Genomic DNA, 21604 nt, shown 5'->3' with positions numbered 1-21604 from the left:
CCTTATTTTGATTAGAATGAAAACTGAACACCGGCCAATATGGTCCGTGGTGTTGGGTACGACGCATAGTTATATCCAGGTGTGAACGTCCCTCCAGCAAAATCCACGTTGTACCCTTTGTATTTAGAGAAAGTGAACAAATTTTGACCAGTTGCATACACTCGAACGTTATTGACATAATCTCCAAACCAACTTTCTGGGAAGTTGTACCCGATTTGAATGTTGGCAATTTTCAGATAAGAAGCATCTTGGATGAAACGCTGACTGAACATATCGTTGGTGATAGAACCCGTCGATCTATTGGCCACACGAGGCACATCTGTGTCTGTGTTGGTAGGAGTCCAAGCATCCAGCAGCTCTGTACTCTTGTTGAGTGCTCCGTATGAACCTCTCAAGGTCAAGTCGACAAAATCGACCGCTTTGAATCCTGCCGCACCATAGGTCATGATGCTCAAATCCAAGCCTTTCCATGCGGCACGTGCATTCAACCCAAAGTTGTATTTAGGAAGACCGCTCCCCAAGAAAGTTTGATCTTCGTTGGTGATCTCTCCGTCATTGTTGAGATCAGCATAAGCTACATCACCGGGTTGTGCTCCGTTCTGGTTAATAAAGTTGCCCTCTGAATTGACACGATTGTCAATCTCTTCTTGAGACTGGAAAATCCCTTCATAGACATATCCATAAAATGAACCTACTTCACGACCTACCTCTGTTCGAGAAAAGGCATCTGTACGTGGTTCGTTTGACACACCCAATTTTTTCACCTCGTTGTTGAGAGTAGAGAAATTGGCAGAAACATCAAACTTCACAGGGCCATTGTTGTTGTGATAGGTCAACAAAAACTCCAATCCTGTATTGACCATCGTCGCAGCGTTCATCACTACTGTACCGTTGGTAGCTCCGGCATTGGCCGGTACGGCTACATCAAAAAGCAAATCCTCTGAAGTGGATTCATACCAATCGAAAGTGAATTCCAACTGATCGTTGAACATCCCTAGATCAAGTCCTATATCAAGGGTTTTCTTTTTTTCCCAGCTGATCCCTGTGTTTACATAATCGGATATAGCTGATCCCGTGACCTTATTGTTGCCCAAGCTATAGGTATAGTCACCTCTCGCCATGAGCCCCATATACAAGTAATCACCGATATTTTCATTGCCTAGTTCACCATAGCTACCACGAACTTTGAGTAGACTAATCAATGATTCGGATACAGGAAAGAAGCTCTCTCGGTCGATTCTCCAACCTGCTGAAGCCGAAGGAAACAACCCCAAATTGCTCCCTGGAGGGAAACGGCTCGATCCATCCTGACGTACAGTTGCCGAAATCAAGTACTTCTCATCAAAATCATAGTTGAGTCTCCCAAAATACGAGGCGAGTACGTGTTCGCTTTCAAAACTCGATGCTTGAGTCTCTTGCGCGTTGTTTACTTGCAAATAGTAGGGTTCGGGCATGTTATTACCTATTCCCGTAAGTCTATGATGAAGCTCTCGTTGAAATGACTGACCTCCAAGCAAATTGATATGGTGACGTCCAATATGTCCATCGTAGGTTACCGTATTTTCTACTAGCGAAGCGCTGTAGGTACGGTACTCCTGAGTCAGAGTCTCATTGCTCTTGGTCAAGTAGTTGGTCGTACTCTGTATGAAAGCAGGCACGAAAGTAAAATCCTTTACAAACGTCTTGCTGTATGACAAGTTTAGGTTGTAACTCAACTTGTGATTGTTGCTTTCCACTCCAAGCATGTCCAAGAAGTCTACATTGGCTGAGCCCGAGCCCACTATACGGTCAACCTTTGAGTTTCTCTCCAGCAAGTTGTTGGTAAGCAAGACATTGGTCACTCGCAAGTCTCCGTGAATATCGTCATAATATGTACCGTAACCGTAAGAATCATATTGATATTCTGATGCCGCTGAAAGCTTGTCATCTAATACCCAAGTCGATTCATCGTATGCCTTGATTGTCGGTGGCAACAGCAGCGCAGAGGCCATCACAGGGAATTGTGACCCATACAGCCCTTGCACGTACTCGTTGGCATTGCTAAGGGCCATGTTGTCCTGGTCACTGTGGCTGTACACGATATTGGTGTTGAATTTGACAAACTTGACGTCCATCGTGTTTTTAATACGTGCCGTGTAACGGTCGAAATTCGGTCCGGCACCTTCCATTGTTCCTTCTTGACTGAAATAATCAAGCGCTACATTGTAGGTATTGTTTTCTCCACCACCAGACAAGTTGATGTTGTGGTTTTGACGAATACCTGTTTTGAAAGTTTCATCGAACCAATTCGTGTCCACTTTTGGTGTACCATCGGCATTGTACAAATAATTTGCACTGTTTGAGTCGTATCCAGAAGGCACATCCATGCCACTGTTGCCAAATGCCATGTTTATATACTCTCCATATTGCTCCGCATCCATCACGTCATAGACGTCTTTCTCTACTTGATCGAATCCCACATAACCGCTGTAATCGATTCTCATCGGCTGGTTTTTGTTACCCGACTTGGTCGTAATGATCACCACGCCGTTGGCCGCACGTGCACCATAGATTGCAGCAGCCGATGCATCCTTGAGTACTTGGACTGATTCGATATCATTTGGTGAGAAGTCACGTATCGTTGTACCCATGATCACACCATCGACAATATAGAGTGGTGAGGTGTTGCCAAAGGACCCCACGCCTCGAATACGCACGGCAGGATCTGCTCCTGGTTGACCGTCCGAGGTGATTTGCACTCCGGCCACTCGCCCCTGGAGCATAGTAGAGATGTTGGAGTTGGATACTTTCTTCATCTCTTCGGTATCCACGATAGCCACAGAACCTGTAAGGTCTACTTTTCGCTGTGTACCGTAGCCCATGACGACCACTTCTTCGAGTTCTTGCATATCGATGGTCAACACGATGCTACCCAGATCGGTCCTGCCTCCCACCGTGACTTCTCTAGTTTTGAACCCAATGAATGTCACCATCAAGGTGGCGTCTGAAGGAACAGTCAGTGAGAAATTGCCATCCACATCGGTAATGGTACCATTCGTTGAGTTTTTTTGTTGTACAGTAGCACCTGGCAGTGGCTCTCCCGTATCGTCAACGATTTTTCCTTGTACTGTGATGTCGTCTTGCTGAGCCATTGACATCAGGTCGGCATGACCAATTCCATCTGCGAATGCTGCCGGTGCGAGCACCAGCAATCCCAACAGAATTATATATATATATTTCATAATTTAAATGCTTTATACCTTAGTTATTAACAATCACGAGATATGCTCCCTCAAGGACGAGCGCACAGTTCAGATCAGAACTATCCACTACTATACCTGCATACTCTTGGAAGTGAGTTTCACCTGTCGCATAGGTCACATCATAACGTATATCCGCTGTATTGTCACCATTGTTCGTCACGGTGATGACTACCTTGGAGCCACTTATGCTTGAAGTGAAAATGTCCCAATTCCAATCAGATGTCGGAGTGACTATGCCGTCATATCCACTTCCCCAGCCAAAATTATCCATGCGTACGACTGCATATTCGGACAAATCCGCTTTGCGAAGAATTGTACTAGGACTGTGATAATTTGCGAGGTTGTTGGAGTAACAGTACATGGTAATTATCGTACTCGAACCAGACGTCACTGCATAATCATCCGAAAATGCCGTCCACCAACCCGTGGAGAAATCAGTAGCACCTACTTGACTCGTGCCCTGTACTAGTGTAAGTGGACATGTAGTGGTCACTGTACTCGTAGCTCCTACATAAGAGATCTCAACGGTCTGAGCACCTGCGGCAGCTGGTACGGTACCAAACTGAAGATTTTCATTGGGCACAATGCCCGTTGACCCGTCAGAATATGTAGCCGTAACGACAATACCTGTCGTATTGAAAATGATTGGGTCACTGCTATAGAAATAGTATTCGGATATGGTCGGCAAGGTCGTCACTTCCATGCTCACGACAGAGTTGGTCACCTCCAATGTGTAATAGGTTGATACCGCCGAAGTATATTCGCCCTGCTTCGTTTTGCTGTATGCCACAAGCACAGTCTTCTCTCCGAGTGTAGTCATATCAGGCACAACGGTAAAAGAGATATCCGTAGAGTCGACTTGTGCAGATGAACCATCCGCGAATGTCACCGTAGCGATGGCATCTCCCCAGAAGTTTTCATTGCCTATCTCCACAAACGCCGGAGCTCCTTCCACTGCTATAGAGACCGGCTCCACATCGTCTACCACCGTGACTTGAGACGGCAATAGATAGGCCGTTTCTATCTCAAAATAGCTGCCATCACAAACCAAGAAAGCTATAATATCATCTACCGCAGAAACCTCCTGCTGGTAAGTCATAACTAGCTCTGTACCATTGGTCCCTAGGGCAGTAGCGGTCACATAGACATTGCCAGTGACAGAGTGATCCACTTCGAGTGTCACGTATGCGCCTTGCATGGTCGCACGGAAGTCATTCCAGATATCTCCATCTCCGTCCGTGTCGGGATAGTTTTGAGTAATCAAGGCCACGTCGAAAGCATAGCCTTCTGAGACCATACCTCCCCCCCAGCCAAAAGCATCCGAACGGAGGACAAAATATTCTGCATATCCGTCTCCATCACGGTCTGCTACCTCATTGGTCACTGCCAAGTTCCAGTTGTTCCAATTTTCTGCACCTGAGTGGTTGACAAACTCTAGATGCAAGCGTTTGTTTGCTGGTATCGTGAGGTAATCCGAGAAAGCTGTCCACCATGCAGAGCTGTTGTCTTCAGCTCCAACTATCGCTGTAGCGATATCGATATAGGTTGTATCTCCAGTGTCTAAGCCTGCTTTGGCCGCTGCAATTGAGTCGATCTTTGCTTGTAAGTCAGAGGGAGCATCAATAGTATAAATATCTAAATCTTCGTCACACCCCACCAAGCTAAATACTACAAAAAATGCTGCGCACAAAGCGCATCTTATCAGTATAGTTGTTTTCATAAAATTAAATTTTATTGTTCATTCTTTTGTATATAGGAAACATGTAAGTCTTATGGTCTTATCGGATCATCTCCGATGGGGTGAGCCCCCACAATGCTTCCTTATTGATGATGTATTTGGCTAAGGCCGCTTCGCCCAGTAATGGGTCTTGACGATGCGTATCCGCTACGCTCCCAGACACTCCGTGGTGCTGAGCAAGAATGGCCGTGCTTACCAACGAAAGGAGTAAGCACACGAAAAAACTTCTAGTAAAATCTTTCATATCATACTTAGTTGTAAATAGTTAAAAATTTAGTCTACAGGAGGGATCATGACCTCCCGTATCGTAAAGGTTGGCAATGGGGCGAAAAACAAGGTGGAGCTATGTCTTTTTGGGTTGGACTATTGTCTAAACAATATGATTATCAATTCGTTACAACCCATTGTTTGACAACAAATCACCGAGAAACCACTCGTCCTTCTTGGTATTGTTTAGGAGAATACCCGTAGTATTTACTAAACAACCGAGAGAAATACTTCGGATCATTGTAGCCTACAGTGTAAGCCACCTCAGAAACATTGAGCTCCAGCGCCTTGAGCAATTCCTTTGCTCTTTTCATTCGAAAATGATTGATAAACTCGGAGGCTGATTGATTGGTTAGTGCGCTTAATTTTTTGTGCAACAAACTACGACTGATACCCAAAGCTTTGACCAGTTCCTTGGAGCTAAAATCAGAGTTGACCATCTGCTCCTCAACGATCGCTATGGCTTGTTCTAGGAATTTCTGATCCTTTGAGTTTTGCGTGAGGGCAGCTGGACGTACGCCCTCCTCTGTCGCAAACTGCTCACGGAGCTGTCGACGGGATTCGATGAGGTTGGCAATACGCGCTTCCAGTAGTTCAAAATTGAAGGGTTTGGGCAGGTAATCGTCTGCGCCGATCTGTAGACCTTCGATCTGATTCTCTACCGACGATTTGGCCGTGAGTAGCACCACAGGGATGTGACTTGTACTGAAGTTGTTTTTGATGGAAGTGCACATCTCGAACCCATCCATCTCAGGCATCATCACGTCGCTGACAATCAAGTCAGGATTGTATTTTTCGGCGAAAGCCAATCCTTTGACCCCGTTGCTTGCTTCTATGATATTGTACCGCTCGCTTAGACGTAGAGAAATGAACTTCCTCAAGTCCAAATTATCCTCCACGACCAGTATTGTTCTGCGCTCTTGATCCATCACTAGATTTTCTGGAGCCATGGGTTCGTCTTCTCGAATCAAAAGTTCGTTCTTCAATATTTCGATCTGTGACTGGATGTTGGGGGCACTGCCCTCCATCTGATCCACACCATGAGCCAAGACACGTAGACAAGGGAACTGGATCTCAAATACCGACCCCTCTCCCAGCTGGCTACTCACAAAGATGTCCCCATGGTGAGCTTTGATCAGCTCCTCTGTGATGGCTAGCCCTATCCCTGACCCTCCGATCTTGAAGGCGTTTTCGGACTCTATTCTGTAAAACCGCTTGAATATCAAGGGAAGGTTCTCTTCGCTGATACCCGATCCCGAGTCCGTGATTTTTATACTAATGATTTCCTGATCTGCAGCATTGTAATCTTCCTCGAGTTTCAACTTGCATTCTTCTCTGGACGTACTACTGATCATCATCTTGACTTTCCCGCCGTTGGGCGTATATTTGAATGCGTTCGAAAGCAAGTTGTACAGCATGTTTTCTATTTTCTGCACATCGAACCAAACCTCCTTTGGCACCTCTCCCACTTCGTACCCAAAATCAATGTTTTTGATCTGTGCCAAAGGTTCAAAGGCTTCAAAAATCTGGAGGCAAAAGTCTTTGATGTCTCCTCGGCTTACCTTCAACTCTGCCTTGCCTTGCTCGATTTTTCTAAAATCCATGATTTCATTGATGAGATGAAGCAGGCGCTTGGCATTTCGATTGATGACATCAAGGTTGTTTTTCACATCCTCTCCAAAACTGTAGTGTGACATCAGCCGCTCCAAAGGTCCTATGATCAAGGTCAGCGGGGTACGAAATTCATGAGAAATATTGGTAAAAAAACTCAGACGTAATTGACTCACCAGTTTCAGCTTGTTGTTGAGCTCGAGCAGTTCATCACGGCGGTCACCTATCTCCTTGTTCTTGTTCTCCAGTTCTTGGTTCTGCCCTTCGATATACTTCTGCTTATCCTCCAAAGATTCGTTAGTCTTTTTCAACTGGATGGACTGATACGTCAATGCTTCCTTCTGACGGTTGATCTCGTCGGTACGTTCTCTCACCTGCTGCTCTAGCACGGCCTTTTGGCGCTTGAGGCTGTAGACACGGTAGCGGATATACCCCGAAACCACAGATACCATGATGACCAGCAGCAGCAACTGAAACCATGCCGTCTCCCAATAGGGTGGCTGAATGCTAATTTTGAGTTCGGTCGGTATGTCGTTGTAGATGCCGTTGGGGCCAGCTGCTTTGACTTTGAAAGTATACTCCCCAGGTTTCAAGTTGGTATAACTCGCAAAATGTCTTTTGGAGCCGATGTGATTCCACTGCTGATCAAATCCCTCCAGATAATAGGCAAAGGTGATCAAATCCGAATCCAAAAAATTGAAAGTCGAAAACTCAAATGACACTATCTTTTCCTTGTACGACAACTTGATGCTTTTGGCACTAGAAAGCAGGTCCTCACTGACTACCACACCATTGTAATTCTGGTTGGGCACGACTGATTGATCCAGTAGCTTCAGGTCTGTGATGACTACATGTGGTTGATCGATCTCGTCACTGATCCAGTTTGGATGTAGGGCATCCACCCCGTTCATTCCTCCGAAATAAAACTTTCCTTCCTTGTTTTGAAAAGAAGAAGACCAGTAGTACTGGTTATTGAGCAGGCCGTCTGACACGTAGAAATTCCGAGACGTCTCCTGCTGAGGATCAAAGCGACTAAGTCCATAGTCCGTACTGAGCCAGAGTGCATGATCTGCTGCTTCTTCGATTCCAAAAATGATGTTGTTGCTGAGGCCATCTCTCGTGTCGTAGCGTTGGATGATGACCGAATCTTCATCGATTGATATTTTGTTGATCCCCTGACCGTAGGTACCTGCCCACATGTACCCTTGGTGATCCTCGATGAGCGATATCACGTAGTTGCCGCTTATCGAATTGGCATTTTGACTTTCGTGCTGAAATATTTGGATGCTTTCGTTGGGCTGTAAGGGATCGAGCCGAAACAAGCCTTCACGTGTACCCACCCATACTTTTCCTCTAGAGTCCAATGCCAAGCACCCTACGGCACTGATCCCTGTTTTGTGATTCACAGACTGGATTTGTATCATCTCTCCTTTGGCCCGATCCAACCGATAGAGTCCCCCTAAAGTGCCGATCCATACATATCCCCAATTGTCCTCCATGATCGAAGATATAAACGCATTACTCGCTATACCATACACTTCATTCATTCGTAGAAATGGAGCTTCATCCCTCCCCTTGGCTAGGATATTGATACCTTGACCCCAAGTACCGATCCAGAGCTCCCCGTTCTTCATCCGGTATATTTTAGTCACAAAATCACTCGAAATGGCTCCCTGATCTGTGGACGAAATCTTGAAATGCTCAAACTCTCTGCTTTTTTTGTTCATCCGATTGAGTCCTCCCCCAGCTGTACCTATCCATAGGTATTTGTCTCCCTCGTAGATAGAATTGACTGTGCTATGACTCAGACTATTTGAATTGCCTATTTCAAACTTGATTTGCTCAAAACTGTTTTGTCGTGCATTGATGATATTGACACCTCCTCGCTCGGTTCCTACCCATACATTGTCCTCGGTATCTATCAGCAGACAATTCAAAAAATCATTGTTGAGACTGAAATTATCCGAGGGGTTGTTTCGGTAGTTGCGAAATACACCCGTCTCCTCATCTAATATTGACAAGCCGCCCAAAGTAGCCATGTAAAGCTGATTGGCACTCTCAGCTAGATCCATTACCGAGTTGTGCAGCAAACTGTTGGGCTCGTCTGGCTGATTGTAATAGCGTACGAAACCATCACTGACAGGGTCGTAGCGGTTGACGCCCACTTCGGTGGCAATCCATACCTGCCCGTCACGTGTCAACAAAATATCCAAGATCAAATTGGCCGTGATGCTTGTCCCATTTCTCTCCTCATACTGATACACCTGTTCCAACTGGAGGTCGTGATTCAATCTAAACAGTGCTGAATCTGTCCCCACCCATAGTTGCCCTTTGGTGTCATGTGCGATCGCATTGACTACCGTTCCTTTGAGTTCATTCGCACCTTCCCATCCCAGGTGCTGGTACAGTTGGACATCTCCAAGACTATCTTGGATACCCAATGATGTCAACCCTTCGCTTGAACCAATATGGAGCAACTCATCGCTAATATGAAGAGAATGTACGGCAGCCACTCTGGGCAAACCATAGGATGTGAGGTCAATTTGACGAAAGGTCTTGCTGTCATACAAATAAAGGTAAAGGCCCTTGCTCGTACCTACCCAAATGTTGCCAAAAGGATCTTCTAGTAGTGCATAGACAAAATTATTCCCTAAGGTAGATTCACGGTTGGGTTGGCTGTCAAAAGTCTCAAAAGTATATCCGTCGTACTTGCAGAGTCCATTCCAAGTCCCTAGCCAGATGTAGCCTTGGCTGTCTTGCAGCATGCAGTCGACCATGTTTTGGGCCAACCCATTTTCGGTGGTGAGGTGTTGAAAACGAATATTTTGCTCATGGCTAGCCCACGACAACCCGACAGCCCAAAGCTGCAAAGCCCATACAAGTATTCGTTTCTTCATCATCTGCTGCTTCGAATAGAGAAAAACTCCCTCAATCCTATTCCCAAAAGTACAAAACAAGTGTAACAAATACACTATAACAAACAACTATGACCTGTATGCGTCATATGTACAGGTGAAAACCAAATGCTCTACGCTACCCAATCCATTGGCTAGACTCTAAATTTTAGACTAAAAGATCTAGCCTCAAAGGAAGTATTCAAATCCAAACTCTCACCCTAGATGGCTTCATAGCTCCGAGGACATGCTATTCCTTTTGGTACTTTTTGATCACCAGGTATTTGAGTTCTTGCTTCCCCACATTCTTCAGTCCATGTTTGGACATAGATGGGCAGTACAGACTAGTATGGGGACCTGCTACAATGGTCTTCCCATCCAGATAAAACTCTGCTCTACCCTCAAGGATGTAAAACATCTCATCCTCTAAGTGATGGTGAGGGGGATGAGTGGATTTTCCAGGCATCACGACACTCATCTTGAGTGTGCGTCCATCCAAAAAGTCTTTTCCTATAAACCAATACTGGTAACCACTGTCTTTGATCACTGCTCGGTCTAGATCCAGTTCATTGACACAGTCCTCCATGGTGTACTCTTGTGCTTGAACACAAAACACCATCAACATGCCCCATACAGTCAATGCCAATTTCCTTTTCATAACTAAATTCTCCTTCTAAGGTTAAAATTCCATCACCGAGGCTGCCATGAGAATCGCACAATAGCCATGAGCGTGCTGATGGTCTCGCTCGCTTGGACAATCCACAGGTCTGACCTTCACGTATTCTTCTGCGTTGTCTTTGATCCCCATCCCAGGGTTAAAAGACGTGATAAGCGGCATCCCATCCGAATAGACTCGGATATACCCCTGCAAAGCCTCCCAGGCACGATCAATAGTCCAATCACAATCGTTAGCCAACCAGCCCGATTGTTTCCCTTTCTGCAAGGCATACAACATCATCCCTGTGCCGCTCGATTCTAGATAGTTGCCCACTAGATTTGGTTTAAGCATCATCTGATACCACATCCCCTCATCGGTCTGGGTCGCGACGATTCCTTGGACCAACTCCTGATAGAGGTGCATCATCCGTGCATAGTCTGGATGCGTATCAGGCAGGTATTCCAGCATGTCGACGAGTGCCATAGAGAACCAACCTACACTACGGCTCCATACCTCCGTAGAAGTCCCCGTGATAGGATGGGACCAAGAATGGTGCTTGGTATAATCCCAACCATGATACGGCAAATGTGTGGATATATCGAAAGTATGAGAAGCGATCAGTAGGGTCTGGAAAACCGCCACATCTATACTCCGCGAATCACCAAACATTCGGCCGTACTTGACCAAAAACGGGTTAGCCATATAAGCTCCATCCACGGTCATGACCTGCTCGTAGTGATCGTTATTCTTGTGCCAGTAGCCTCCGTCAGGGGTCTTATTGAATACAGAAGGAGCGTCTATGAGACCGATCAGATAGTCCCGCATGCGTTGGGCCGCCACTCTGTACCGCTCTTCTCCTGTCTCTTGATATAGAAACAAGCACAATACTCCAGGATGTATCCCATCCAACTCCTCTTTCAACCCACTGACCTCTCCTGCCGTCGATACATAATCATCCACGAAAGACTGGATGTATTTGAGGTAACTCTCATCACCCGTCTGGACATATATCTTCTCCATACCATGCAAAATTATGCTATTGGCATGATCCCAGTTTTTGCCAGTCATTGTGTTGATATTGGGCTGATAGCGACGAATGATGGCGTCACTGAAGTCAACTCCCCACTGGGTCGGCTGTCCCCAAACAGGCACGGCAAGCACCCATAACACCAATACTATGGATGCTCTCACTCTTCCGATAAGAAGTCCCTCTAGCAACTGATCAGTACACTAAGTTGGCAGACACAGGATGGTTGAGTCTATTCACCTTTTCCTTCAAGTAATCACTGAATTCTTCTTTGGTCTTGATCCCAGCCTTTTCTTGTTCCCAAGCTCCTAAGAGATAATAACTGAACTTTTTTGTCGTGGGTTTGAAAACCACCAAGTGGTCGTAATCACCTTCTTTGACATACTCCACGTCATTGACACGGTAGAGGATAGCCAACCCCAAACCATCTCCTGCCAAACTCTGCTCTCCATAGGTAGCGATATAGGCCCAACCATTGGCTCCCACGATGGATTCGAGTTTTTCTCCCTTGGGGTGCTTGACGAGTCCCGTACAAAACCCGGACACTTCCTTGCTCAATTGGACCGAATGCTCCACAGCACGATCACCCGCATCGATACGCAACGTAGACTCTAGGTCAGTGGCATTGGTCGAGGTTTTCCACCCGAAGTAGTTGGTCCGGATAATGGACGACAAGTCTCCATTGAGAGCAATCTCACATGTCACAGAATCCGTCGATTGAAAATGCTCAACAGTACTATCAATGTATTGACCGATAGAACCTACACCAAGCGACTTGCCTGCCTTGAGCACATCCATACCCCAAGGGGCCGGCTCGTGATACGAGTCAAAACCATCTTGACCGACTGCCTGCAACACCAACGTGTCTACTTTTTTACCAAAAATATCCATGGCATTTCTCCAATCTAAGTAAAAACGATAGCCTATTTGTTCGTTTTCCCATCCAGGGCCTTCGTAGCGGATGTAATACGAATGATCAGTGTGCTCAGCAGGCACTGAGAGATGACTGATGTTCTCAAACTCACCTCCTACATACTTGCGACCTTCCCAAGTCCCTCCTGTCTTGACAGAGATTTCTGCCTGTGTCCTTTTTGCGCTCACTACACGTGTCGCATTGCTCTGATTCAAACCAATTTCTTTGGTCTCATTGGGCTGGAGTACTGTTTTTACAATCACTTGATCCAGTACGCCGTCTGCATCCTTGTCCACCCCTTCTACCCATGCACCATCTGCCTGGTACACACCCTGTTTGAGATATTCCAATTGGCTAGGAATGGACGCAGGCAAATCTACAGTCACGACTTCCTGTCTCACTTCGTTCGAAGGGTTGAGAATTTGCAATTTCAATTCAGATTTGGTTGCTGCTCCTTTGGAAACACACCCCCCCACTGTCGCAGCACAACAAGCCACCACAAGGGCCTTACTCCATGCTGATGCACGTACATTTTTCATCGATAACATAAATTCATCTCAATTAGTCTATTCATAATTTCACAACCCTAAACTAGACAATACCCCTTCACTCGAATATTCATTTTTTAACATATCACATCCCACAGGCAGGAATCAATTCCCGATGAGTCATTCGCTTGGAAACAAGGCCTCCATAAAGGATAAAATCTCCGCAACAGTGGGGGCAAACCAAGGGTCAAACAACCAAAAAGTATGCGGGGTAGTCCCAAAAGTATAGGACTGATGGTAGATACCATATGCGTCATAGCGCTCGATCACATCCTCACGTCCCGCCCGAAAGCGTCGAGACGAACTGTTGACAAACAAAATCGGCGGATCATCTGCTGACACGTGTGAGAGCGGTGAGGCTTCCTCCCATGTCTCAGGTACCGACTCATACGCCCCACCCAGCCAGAGTCCTGCCACCTGGCCTTCTTGAGAATCTGGATGATGAAAGGCCAAAACACCATCCATATCTATGACTCCCTGCACTCGAGAAGAAGCATGCAGCGTCGAGTCTTCCATATCATAAAGAGCAAAACCGCCTGACAACCCAACCAGTGCAGCTATCTGTCCTCCAGCTGAGCTACCAAGTAGCACCATTCGACTCGTGTCCACTCCATAGTCACTCGCTCGAGTTTTCAACCAACGAACTGCATATTTGACATCCCTCACACCCGCAGGGTAAATCGCCTCTGGGGACAACCGGTACTCCACCGTAGCAGTCACGTACCCTGCCATTGCCAAGGTCTGAGCGAGTGGTTCGAGATGATCTGGAGCTCCTGAGATCCATCCACCTCCATGCACCATCACAATCATGGGCTGGTGTTCTGCAGGCCGTGATCCTTCGTACACGTTGAGGCACAAATCACGACCCGTATGTGTGGCATATACGACTCCTTTGTACTGCCGCAATTCGGCACTAGGTATAGCCTGAGCAACCTCAATCTCTGGAAATTTCTTTTTGTATTTGGCGTATGTGCCTTGGACTGTGTAGGAGGTGTCTCTCGGGTAACTCTGCCCCCATGCTCCTTGTACAGCCCAAAACAAAAGTCCCACTATATACATAGCGGGACTTAACTTATTACTAAAATGAATGAATAACACTTCTATTATTTATTGCTTTTCGAATGGTCCAATATCTGGAGCACTGCCCTGATATACTGTACCCAGATCAGTCCCTGCGTCGATGAGGGTGCTGCCTACTTTCAATTTCATAAACGCCACATCTGGCAAACTACCGTCTGCTTGACGATCTCCCAACAGCAGGTCTATGTCCAAACTCTCATAGTCATCTGTCGTAGCACTAGCTACATTCCAACTGTTGAATTCTATATCCTTGACGCTCGCATTGAGACTCCCTGTAGCCCCCACTACGACACTATTTTTCACAATAAGGACACCAAGGCTATTGTTGGAACTGAAGTTATAGTTGGTGCCATTGTCATACGCACCTCCATGGTAGATCTCTACCGATCCTCTGTTGCTGTTGTGATCAAACCCGTCGTGCGTATTGCCTGCGGCTATACAATTGGTATAGCTTGCGTTGTGCTTGAGGTCTTTGTCGTCGCTCCCACCTGTTTTGAACCCATTGCCGTCCCCTGCTCCTTCGGTTCCATCTTTGAGGTAGCCATTCTTGACAGCCCAGCAGTTTTCGTAAGTGGTCTTGATGTTGTCATTGTCCCTGAGGTAACCGTCCCATCCGTCATCCAAATTTTGCCATGCACGACACCCTACAAACTTGTTGCCTGATCCGACGGTCAGCTTCGCAGCAAATCCATCGGCATTCTCCAAGCTAGAATCTGCATTGAAATAGGAGTCACAGTTGAGTATCAAGTTGTCCGCCGCCCCTCCATCGAGTTGCAAACCTGTATCCGAATTTTCATAAAAAGCGCAAAATTCAATGATGTTGTAGCTGCCTTTGACTTGCATCCCGTTGTCTCCTGCTCCTTTGATATCAAAGCCCTTGAAGTGCCAATAGTCACCCTCCACCAGCATCCCTTGGTTGGACGAGCCTTCGCTCATCTGAGAAAAATCCAGTAGGGGACGTTCTGTTGCTTCGGGATCGGCTTTCATGAGGATTGGGCTATCTTCCGTACCCGAACTCTTGATTCTGATACGCGATGACATGTCATAGACGCCTCCTGCCAATAGTATCCAATCCCCTGGTGCTACCGCCGAAACTGCCGCTTCTAGCTCCGCCTGGTTCGATACGTTGATTGTCTGCCCAGGCTCTGGGTCTGGGTCTGTCGTCTCTTCTAGGCTAGAGATCAAGAGTGTCAATGTCCCCTTCACCACTTCTTGATCCATCGCGATAGCGCTCACTGTCACTGCACCATTCTTCTTGGCCGTCAGCAGTCCCGAATCAGAAATATCAGCGATTTCCGTATTGGACACAGACCATGACAAAGACTGGTTTTCTGACTCAGCAGGCAAAACAGTCGCCTCAACCTGCCGGGTCACATCACTGATCAAATTGTCCGCACTCAACTCGATCGACTCGACATAAATCGTCGCTTCAGCGCTCCCTTCGTCCTCTCCACATGAGCACAACAGCACTCCACACACGCTTAAAATCCCCCACACACTTCTCATCACACACTTCATTGTATACTTTTCCTAATTATCAATACGCATTAATTCAACTCAATAGACTTCAGGTTCACTTCCGCCCCAATATTTACATCTGCCTTATCGATCTGAGAGTTCGCCAAGACAAAATTCTTGGTCTCTCCTCCATAAATATTGATCGATGGGCTATCTGATTCTTCGACTTCCAAGCCTGTCAACTGCAAGCCTGAAGTGTTGAAAGTCGTCAGTGCCGATCCCTTTTGTTGCTTGATCACTACATTGGTAAACACGATATCATCCGCGTCTATGAGTGTGATTCCTCTTTCTCCTTCCAACATCACATTTTCCAACTGGATGTTTTTGAGTTTCATCTCAGGCAAACCTTGAAAAAACGCTGCTACACCAGAACCTGTAGAGGTCACATTCTTGATATAGATATCTCTAAACGACGGAGTGGTACGCGTCACCGCTACTTCTTCGGCCTTGGCCATGTCTTTGCCCACTGATCCATCAGACGCCACTGGAGATTCTCCTCCATAAAACAAATTGAAACGAATCGCCTCGGCTCCTATGTCAATCATGTCTATCTCAGAGATGTAAATCTGCTCTACTACTCCACCTCTACCTCTCGTACTCTTGAAGCGCAACCCACAGTCCGTACCTATGAATGTACAATGCGACACGTGAACATTTTTGACTCCACCAGACATCTCACTCCCTACGACGAATCCTCCATGACCGTGGTAGACAATGTTGTCCCTCACAATGACATTCTCAGTAGGAATATTTCTTTTCAGCCCGTCTTCGTCCTTGCCTGACTTGAAACAGATCGCATCGTCTCCAACATCAAAGCTATTGTTGTAAATCAGGACGTTTTTGCAAGACTCCAGATCCAGACCATCACCATTTTGTGAATACCATGGGTTGCGAATCGTCAGGTTGCGTAGGATCACATTCTCACACATGAGTGGGTGTAAATTCCATGCTGGTGAGTTCTGAAAAGTAGGCCCATCAAACAGCACTTTATTGCTCCCAATAATGCTCACCATCACAGGTCGTAGAAAGTCTTTCACCTCTTCGAATTCGGCCAAGGAATTAAGGTCTGGCACATTGAAATTGCCTGCGGTATCTCCTTTCTTAGACTTTTCACTAGGGTACCAAGTACGGTTGTCATCACTAGTCACACCGCCAGACTTTATAAATTTCTTCCACTGCGCTTCAGTCAATTTGCTCCGCTTCACGGGCCTCCATGAGTCACCTGATCCGTCAAACACTCCTCCTCCTGTGATCGCCACATTGGTCAAGTTTTTACCGTTGATGGGGGATGTACATCTGAACGTCTCTAACCCTTCGAAATTGGTCTCTATGATCGGATAAAGATCAAAATCATCGCTAAAGAGTACCAATGCTCCGTCGTGCGTATTCAAGTTGATGTTGCTCTGCAAAGAGATAGGACCTGTGAGCCAAATTCCTTTAGGAATGACGACCGTCCCACCTCCTTTTTGAGACACCTCTCGTATGGCTCGATTGATGGCTTCCGAATTTTCGGTCAGACCATCTCCTACCGCACCATACTCCTCTATACTCACTGTATAATCTGGAAAGGAAGGTTCTTCCACTTTGGGCATATCAAACTCTAGGCCGTCATACAAAAACGCCGTCTCGTCGACCGTCTCTACCGCTACCGTAGCATTGGGCTGGCATGCCTGCATACCGAGTGCGGCTATCAATACTACCCCTACAATTCTTTTCATGTCTATTTTCATATTCACTGTATTAAATCTCTTTCTTAAGGCTCTACTGTTGTTTGTTCGTTGGGATTCCACCCACCGAGGACTGTCACTACATCATACTTCTGCATCTCCGACGGACTCAGCTGATGTGACCAAGCGACACGCTCATCGGGCGCTGCTCCTGACCCTCTAGACTCGTACTCGGCATAGTATGCGGTTGATTCCGCATTGGGTTTGTCCCAATTGTGCCATCCCTCTGGTGCAATGTGCTCGTCCATCGTACATCCGATATATACCGTCTGTGCATAATCTCTCCAAGGCCGTCCCAAATAGACCGATCCCTTGGGTGCATCTCCTGATAATCTACAGTTGAGGAAGACAAAACCATACGCAGAGGATTCTACTGTACTCGCCGCTGTAATGTATCTCCCTCCCGTCTTCGAGTATATCTCACATTGCTCGAAAACTGCTGTAGACCAACCGAATATGTAATCTGTTGTCCCTTCGATGTAGCAGTTCTTGTAGTACTGCCTCGAATTTTTTCCGTGTGGGTAGAGCGTATCTTGGTAGCCCAAGAACCTACAGCCCACAAATGCCACTCGGTCTCCATCGACCCGTACTGCCACTGCCTGCCCTACGGGTCCAGACGAATTCTCAAACGTGAGATTCTCCGCTCTGAAACCATCGCCATAAACATAAAAACTAGATGACCCTGACGTACCGATGCGTTCTCCGAATCGGTTGAGCTTGTCCGCAAAATCGTCATAGGTCAACACCGTCTCTTTCACAGACTCACCGATGAGTGTGACGTTGGTCTTAGAACCTGCCAAGACCAACTTCTCTTTGTACACCCCTTTTTTAATCAAAATACGTGTCTCTGCTTTTCGGATATCCGGCACGGCATCCAGTGCAGCTTGTACGGTCGTATAATCCCCCGAGCCATCCAGCGCCACGACGAAATCATACTGATCCGCCTGCGCACTCGCTCCCAAGGTGCTACCAATCCAAAACAACGCTATGACAAGAGGCAATCGCATGTTACAGTTCTGTATTGAGGTTTTCGTATAACAAGGCTGCCATGATGAATGGCCCTATGCCTTTCGGGTCGTTGTCTCGAATCTCTTCGCCCACATAGTACTCGAAAGAGGCATCTCTATAAGGATCTCCACCTAATCCTGCTACACCACATACTTTGGTCAGACTGACTGTCCCATCAGCATTTTCTACCACATAGCCATTGAGCATCCCTTCGTAGGCCTTTTTGGCATTCGCCAAATACGCTTGATCGATGTATTCATATTTGACAGCCTTTAGTAGTGCGTAGGCAAACATGCTCGTGCATGATGTTTCGAGGTAGTTGCCTTCACGATCGCCCTGATCCAACACCTGCCACCACAGCCCTGACGCATCTTGGTAGGTGACCAAACCCTCTACGAGTTTATTGAGAATGTCTATCACCTCGTATCGTCTCGGATGATTGGCCGGGATGTAATCCAGTACATCTACCAAAGCCATCGCATACCAACCCATCGCTCGTCCCCAAAAGTGTGGAGAAACGCCCGTCTCAGGATTGGACCATTTTTGTTCTCTGCTCTCATCCCATCCATGGTAGTAGAGTTTTTTGTCTTGGTCATAGGTGTACTTGTCTACCAATGTGATCTGATGGATCACTTCGTCAAACAAAGCAGGTTCGTCAAACTCCGCACCGTACTGAGCCAAAAAAGGGGAGCCCATGTACAATCCATCCAACCACATCTGATAGGGGTATCTTTTCTTGTGCCAAAACCCACCTTCCGAGGTACGCGGGTGACCGTTCATTTGATCTCTTAGCGTATCGATCGCTTTGAGGTACTTTGGTTTTTGATCGAGTTTGTACACCTCCATCAATACTTTACCTGGATTGATTCGGTCGATATTGAAATCTCTTTTTTTGTAGGTCTTGATACTCCCGTCTTCGTTGATCATCGAGTCCAAAAAGTACTTGGCATAGTCTAGATATTTCTCCTTGCCTGTTGACTCGTAGACTTGTACCATCGCAGAGCATACCAAACCGTTGGTATACTCCCATTTGGGTTTCTCCCGAAAATCCAACAACCGAGGGTCAGGATTGCGCTGCATCTCCGAGTCCGCCATGCGTACAGACATGGGAGCCTCATTGCTTTCGGTCACGGTTTCTTGCTTCTCTTTACCAGTCGTCGTACAAGCCGCCAGTAATACGGATAGAATATAGATGTATGTTTTGGTTACCCTCATTTGTTCGTCTTTTTAGCCAATAGAAATTCGAAATAATACTCGATGTTGGTATAGTCACTACCCAAGTCGTACGCTTGATGATCCTTTGGATCTTTAGGATCTAGCCCATTCTCCTTTTCCCATCGATCACTCATACCGTCTTGATCTTTGTCTTTTGGTGCTTTGCCTCCGACCAATACGGGCCAGTTGCCTACATCGCTCTGTGTATCGATGATCCCGTTGGACTCCTGTCCATACCTAGCAGTACCCTCGGAGACCTCCGTCACGATGCGTTGATCCAAGACATCTCGTCTATGGCTCGCCCCTGCCTGTGCCAGCACAAGTGCCAACGCTTCGTCCGCAGACTGCGTAGTGACTCCCGCTACATCGATAGGTTCAGTGAGTAGGCCCTCGACAGGAAAATCCCCCTTGACACCCAAACTGTTGTCAGCGGTAATATCATCTTGCCCCAAGATCCTGTTGCCTGACAAGTAAAATGTTCCGTAAGGAGCGAAAGGCTCTACGATAATCCTTGCTTTTTTGCCTTGCGTAGCTGGACCAGGTTTGTAGTAGTTGCCGATCATGTTGTGGTTCCCCTCTTCGCCACCATAAGCACTGTTGGCCTTCCAGTTGTAGATAACGTTGTTGCGAAAGTCCACTATTTCTTCTTCGGGTACCTTGTGATAGCGCGCCCCACAGAATCTTGGATTTCGGCTCTTGTGATGTGCCAATAGGTTGTGATGAAAGGAAGCTTTTTTCCCTCCCCAGATTCCGCCATAGCCATGCTCACCTTTTTTATGCACCGAGTTGTTGAGACTCTCGCTGATGATACACCACTGCAACGTAAAGTTCTCATTGTCATAGAAGGTAGCCGTCTCATCTGTTCCCCAGCTGAATGTACAGTGATCGAGTATGATGTCCTTCTTTCGGGTGATACTGATGGCGTCATCCTGCTCAGCAGCCAAATCCCCCATACGCACGCGGATGTAGCGTATGATGACATTCGATGCGCTCACCTTGAGAGCATAGTTTTGCAAGCAGATACCTTCTCCTGGAGCGGTCTGCCCAGCGATGGTGACATTGCCACTGTTGATTTTCAATTCTGACTCTAAGACGATGTTGCCACTGACTGCAAATACAATCGTTCTTGGCCCTTTGGTCTCGATGGCTTCACGCAAAGTACCTGCTCCACTGTCTGCCAAACTGCTCACAATGAGCACTTGTCCACCTCTGCCCCCTGTCGTGTACTGACCATAGCCCTCCGCACTCGGGAATGCCAAAGTCTGCGCTTGCAATCCTATTGAAAAGAAGGTACAAACTACCGCAAGGCAAATTTGAATGTGCTTGAATGAAATAGACAATATAGACTTTTGGTCTAGCATCAATTATTTGTTTTTAGGTTCTCAGCCTTCAAATATTTCACAAAGGGAAAGCCCTGATTTTTCATTTCTTTGATGGCCAGTTGAGCCATCTGTTGTGCCCCATATTTGGAGAAATGTGTATCGTCCTGTTTGCCCTCTGGCTTGTAAGAAGACTCCCCCGGCTCTAGCCAGAGATATAGTTTTTTTGATTTTGGGTCTCCCATACTCGCGACGAGTTGCTCGGAATACCACTGCATGTCCACGAATGGCACGTCTAGCTCGATGGCCAGCTGTCTCATCACATAAGGATACACACCGTGTGTATCGATGAGAACACCTTCTTCATTGAATTTTCGTCTGACGATCGAACTAAATAATACTGGTTTTGCTCCCAAAGCGTGTGCTTCAGTCACATAGGTCTTGAGGTTGTTGCGGTAGCCGGTATACGGGTTCGTATAGCGTTCGGCATCTTTGCTTTTTTGGTCGTTGTGACCGAATTGAATGAAGACATAGTCTCCGGATTTGATTTGTGCTTTCACACGGTCCCACTTTCCTTCTTCGATGAAGCTCTTGGTACTACGACCATTCACCGCATGGTTGACCACTGTCACTGCTGAGTCAAAATAGCTCGGCAGCACTTGTCCCCATCCGTGTTCTGGATTGAGTTCTGGATCCTTTTTGTCTGCCATCGTCGAGTCTCCCACCAAATGAAGCGTGTAGGATTCCTGCTGATGACATCCACTCATCCATATCGTGAGAAGAAAAATCAGAAAATATTTCAACATTGATGTTGTCAAAAAATGAAATTGAGAAAAGAA

At 46.6% G+C, this 21604-nt stretch carries 14 protein-coding genes; all 14 read right to left on the bottom strand.

Annotated elements, in window-relative coordinates:
* Window positions 1-11: 11 nt before the first annotated feature.
* Complete coding sequence (locus BFP72_RS04365; protein ID WP_099597980.1) at window positions 12-3221, bottom strand: TonB-dependent receptor; 3210 nt, start codon at window positions 3219-3221, stop codon at window positions 12-14.
* Between the two features lie 19 nt (window positions 3222-3240).
* Window positions 3241-4962 carry a hypothetical protein gene (locus tag BFP72_RS04360; RefSeq protein WP_099597979.1) on the bottom strand — a complete coding sequence of 574 codons (1722 nt, stop codon included), beginning with the start codon at window positions 4960-4962 and terminating at the stop codon, window positions 3241-3243.
* Window positions 4963-5020: 58 nt separating this feature from the next.
* Window positions 5021-5224, bottom strand: a complete 204-nt coding sequence (locus BFP72_RS04355; RefSeq protein ID WP_099597978.1) for a hypothetical protein — start codon at window positions 5222-5224, stop codon at window positions 5021-5023.
* Window positions 5225-5399: 175 nt separating this feature from the next.
* Window positions 5400-9758 carry a two-component regulator propeller domain-containing protein gene (locus BFP72_RS04350; protein WP_099597977.1) on the bottom strand — a complete coding sequence of 1453 codons (4359 nt, stop codon included), beginning with the start codon at window positions 9756-9758 and terminating at the stop codon, window positions 5400-5402.
* A gap of 244 nt (window positions 9759-10002) precedes the next feature.
* The gene (locus tag BFP72_RS04345) at window positions 10003-10410 is read right to left on the bottom strand and encodes a cupin domain-containing protein (RefSeq protein ID WP_099597976.1); all 408 of its coding nucleotides are present in this window, start codon (window positions 10408-10410) and stop codon (window positions 10003-10005) included.
* A 21-nt stretch (window positions 10411-10431) separates the two neighbouring features.
* Complete coding sequence (locus tag BFP72_RS04340) at window positions 10432-11601, bottom strand: glycoside hydrolase family 105 protein (RefSeq protein WP_221406469.1); 1170 nt, start codon at window positions 11599-11601, stop codon at window positions 10432-10434.
* A gap of 31 nt (window positions 11602-11632) precedes the next feature.
* Window positions 11633-12889 (bottom strand): DUF4861 family protein, encoded by a 1257-nt coding sequence (locus tag BFP72_RS04335; RefSeq protein WP_158233282.1) that lies wholly within the window; start codon window positions 12887-12889, stop codon window positions 11633-11635.
* A gap of 129 nt (window positions 12890-13018) precedes the next feature.
* Entirely contained in the window at window positions 13019-13957 is a 939-nt protein-coding gene (locus BFP72_RS04330; RefSeq protein WP_099597974.1) for an alpha/beta hydrolase, read from the bottom strand.
* Window positions 13958-14005: 48 nt separating this feature from the next.
* Window positions 14006-15484, bottom strand: coding sequence for an Ig-like domain-containing protein (locus BFP72_RS04325; protein ID WP_158233281.1), 1479 nt, complete (start codon window positions 15482-15484; stop codon window positions 14006-14008).
* Between the two features lie 41 nt (window positions 15485-15525).
* A complete protein-coding gene (locus BFP72_RS04320; RefSeq protein WP_099600678.1) occupies window positions 15526-17214 on the bottom strand; it encodes a glycoside hydrolase family 28 protein in 1689 nt (562 codons plus the stop codon).
* A gap of 35 nt (window positions 17215-17249) precedes the next feature.
* Window positions 17250-18230 (bottom strand): pectinesterase family protein, encoded by a 981-nt coding sequence (locus BFP72_RS04315; protein WP_099597972.1) that lies wholly within the window; start codon window positions 18228-18230, stop codon window positions 17250-17252.
* Between the two features lies 1 nt (window position 18231).
* A complete protein-coding gene (locus BFP72_RS04310; RefSeq protein WP_099597971.1) occupies window positions 18232-19446 on the bottom strand; it encodes a glycoside hydrolase family 105 protein in 1215 nt (404 codons plus the stop codon).
* Window positions 19443-20807: a polysaccharide lyase family 1 protein gene (locus BFP72_RS04305; protein ID WP_099597970.1), complete on the bottom strand. Its 1365-nt coding sequence runs from the start codon at window positions 20805-20807 to the stop codon at window positions 19443-19445. The genes BFP72_RS04310 and BFP72_RS04305 overlap by 4 nt, the downstream gene beginning before the upstream one ends.
* Complete coding sequence (locus tag BFP72_RS04300) at window positions 20807-21571, bottom strand: rhamnogalacturonan acetylesterase (RefSeq protein ID WP_099597969.1); 765 nt, start codon at window positions 21569-21571, stop codon at window positions 20807-20809. The genes BFP72_RS04305 and BFP72_RS04300 overlap by 1 nt, the downstream gene beginning before the upstream one ends.
* Window positions 21572-21604: the final 33 nt, after the last annotated feature.

Source organism: Reichenbachiella sp. 5M10, assembly GCF_002742335.1.
Taxonomy (GTDB): Bacteria; Bacteroidota; Bacteroidia; order Cytophagales; family Cyclobacteriaceae; genus Reichenbachiella.
Note: the sequence above shows the minus strand (reverse complement) of the source record. Positions and strands in the feature narration are given on the sequence as shown.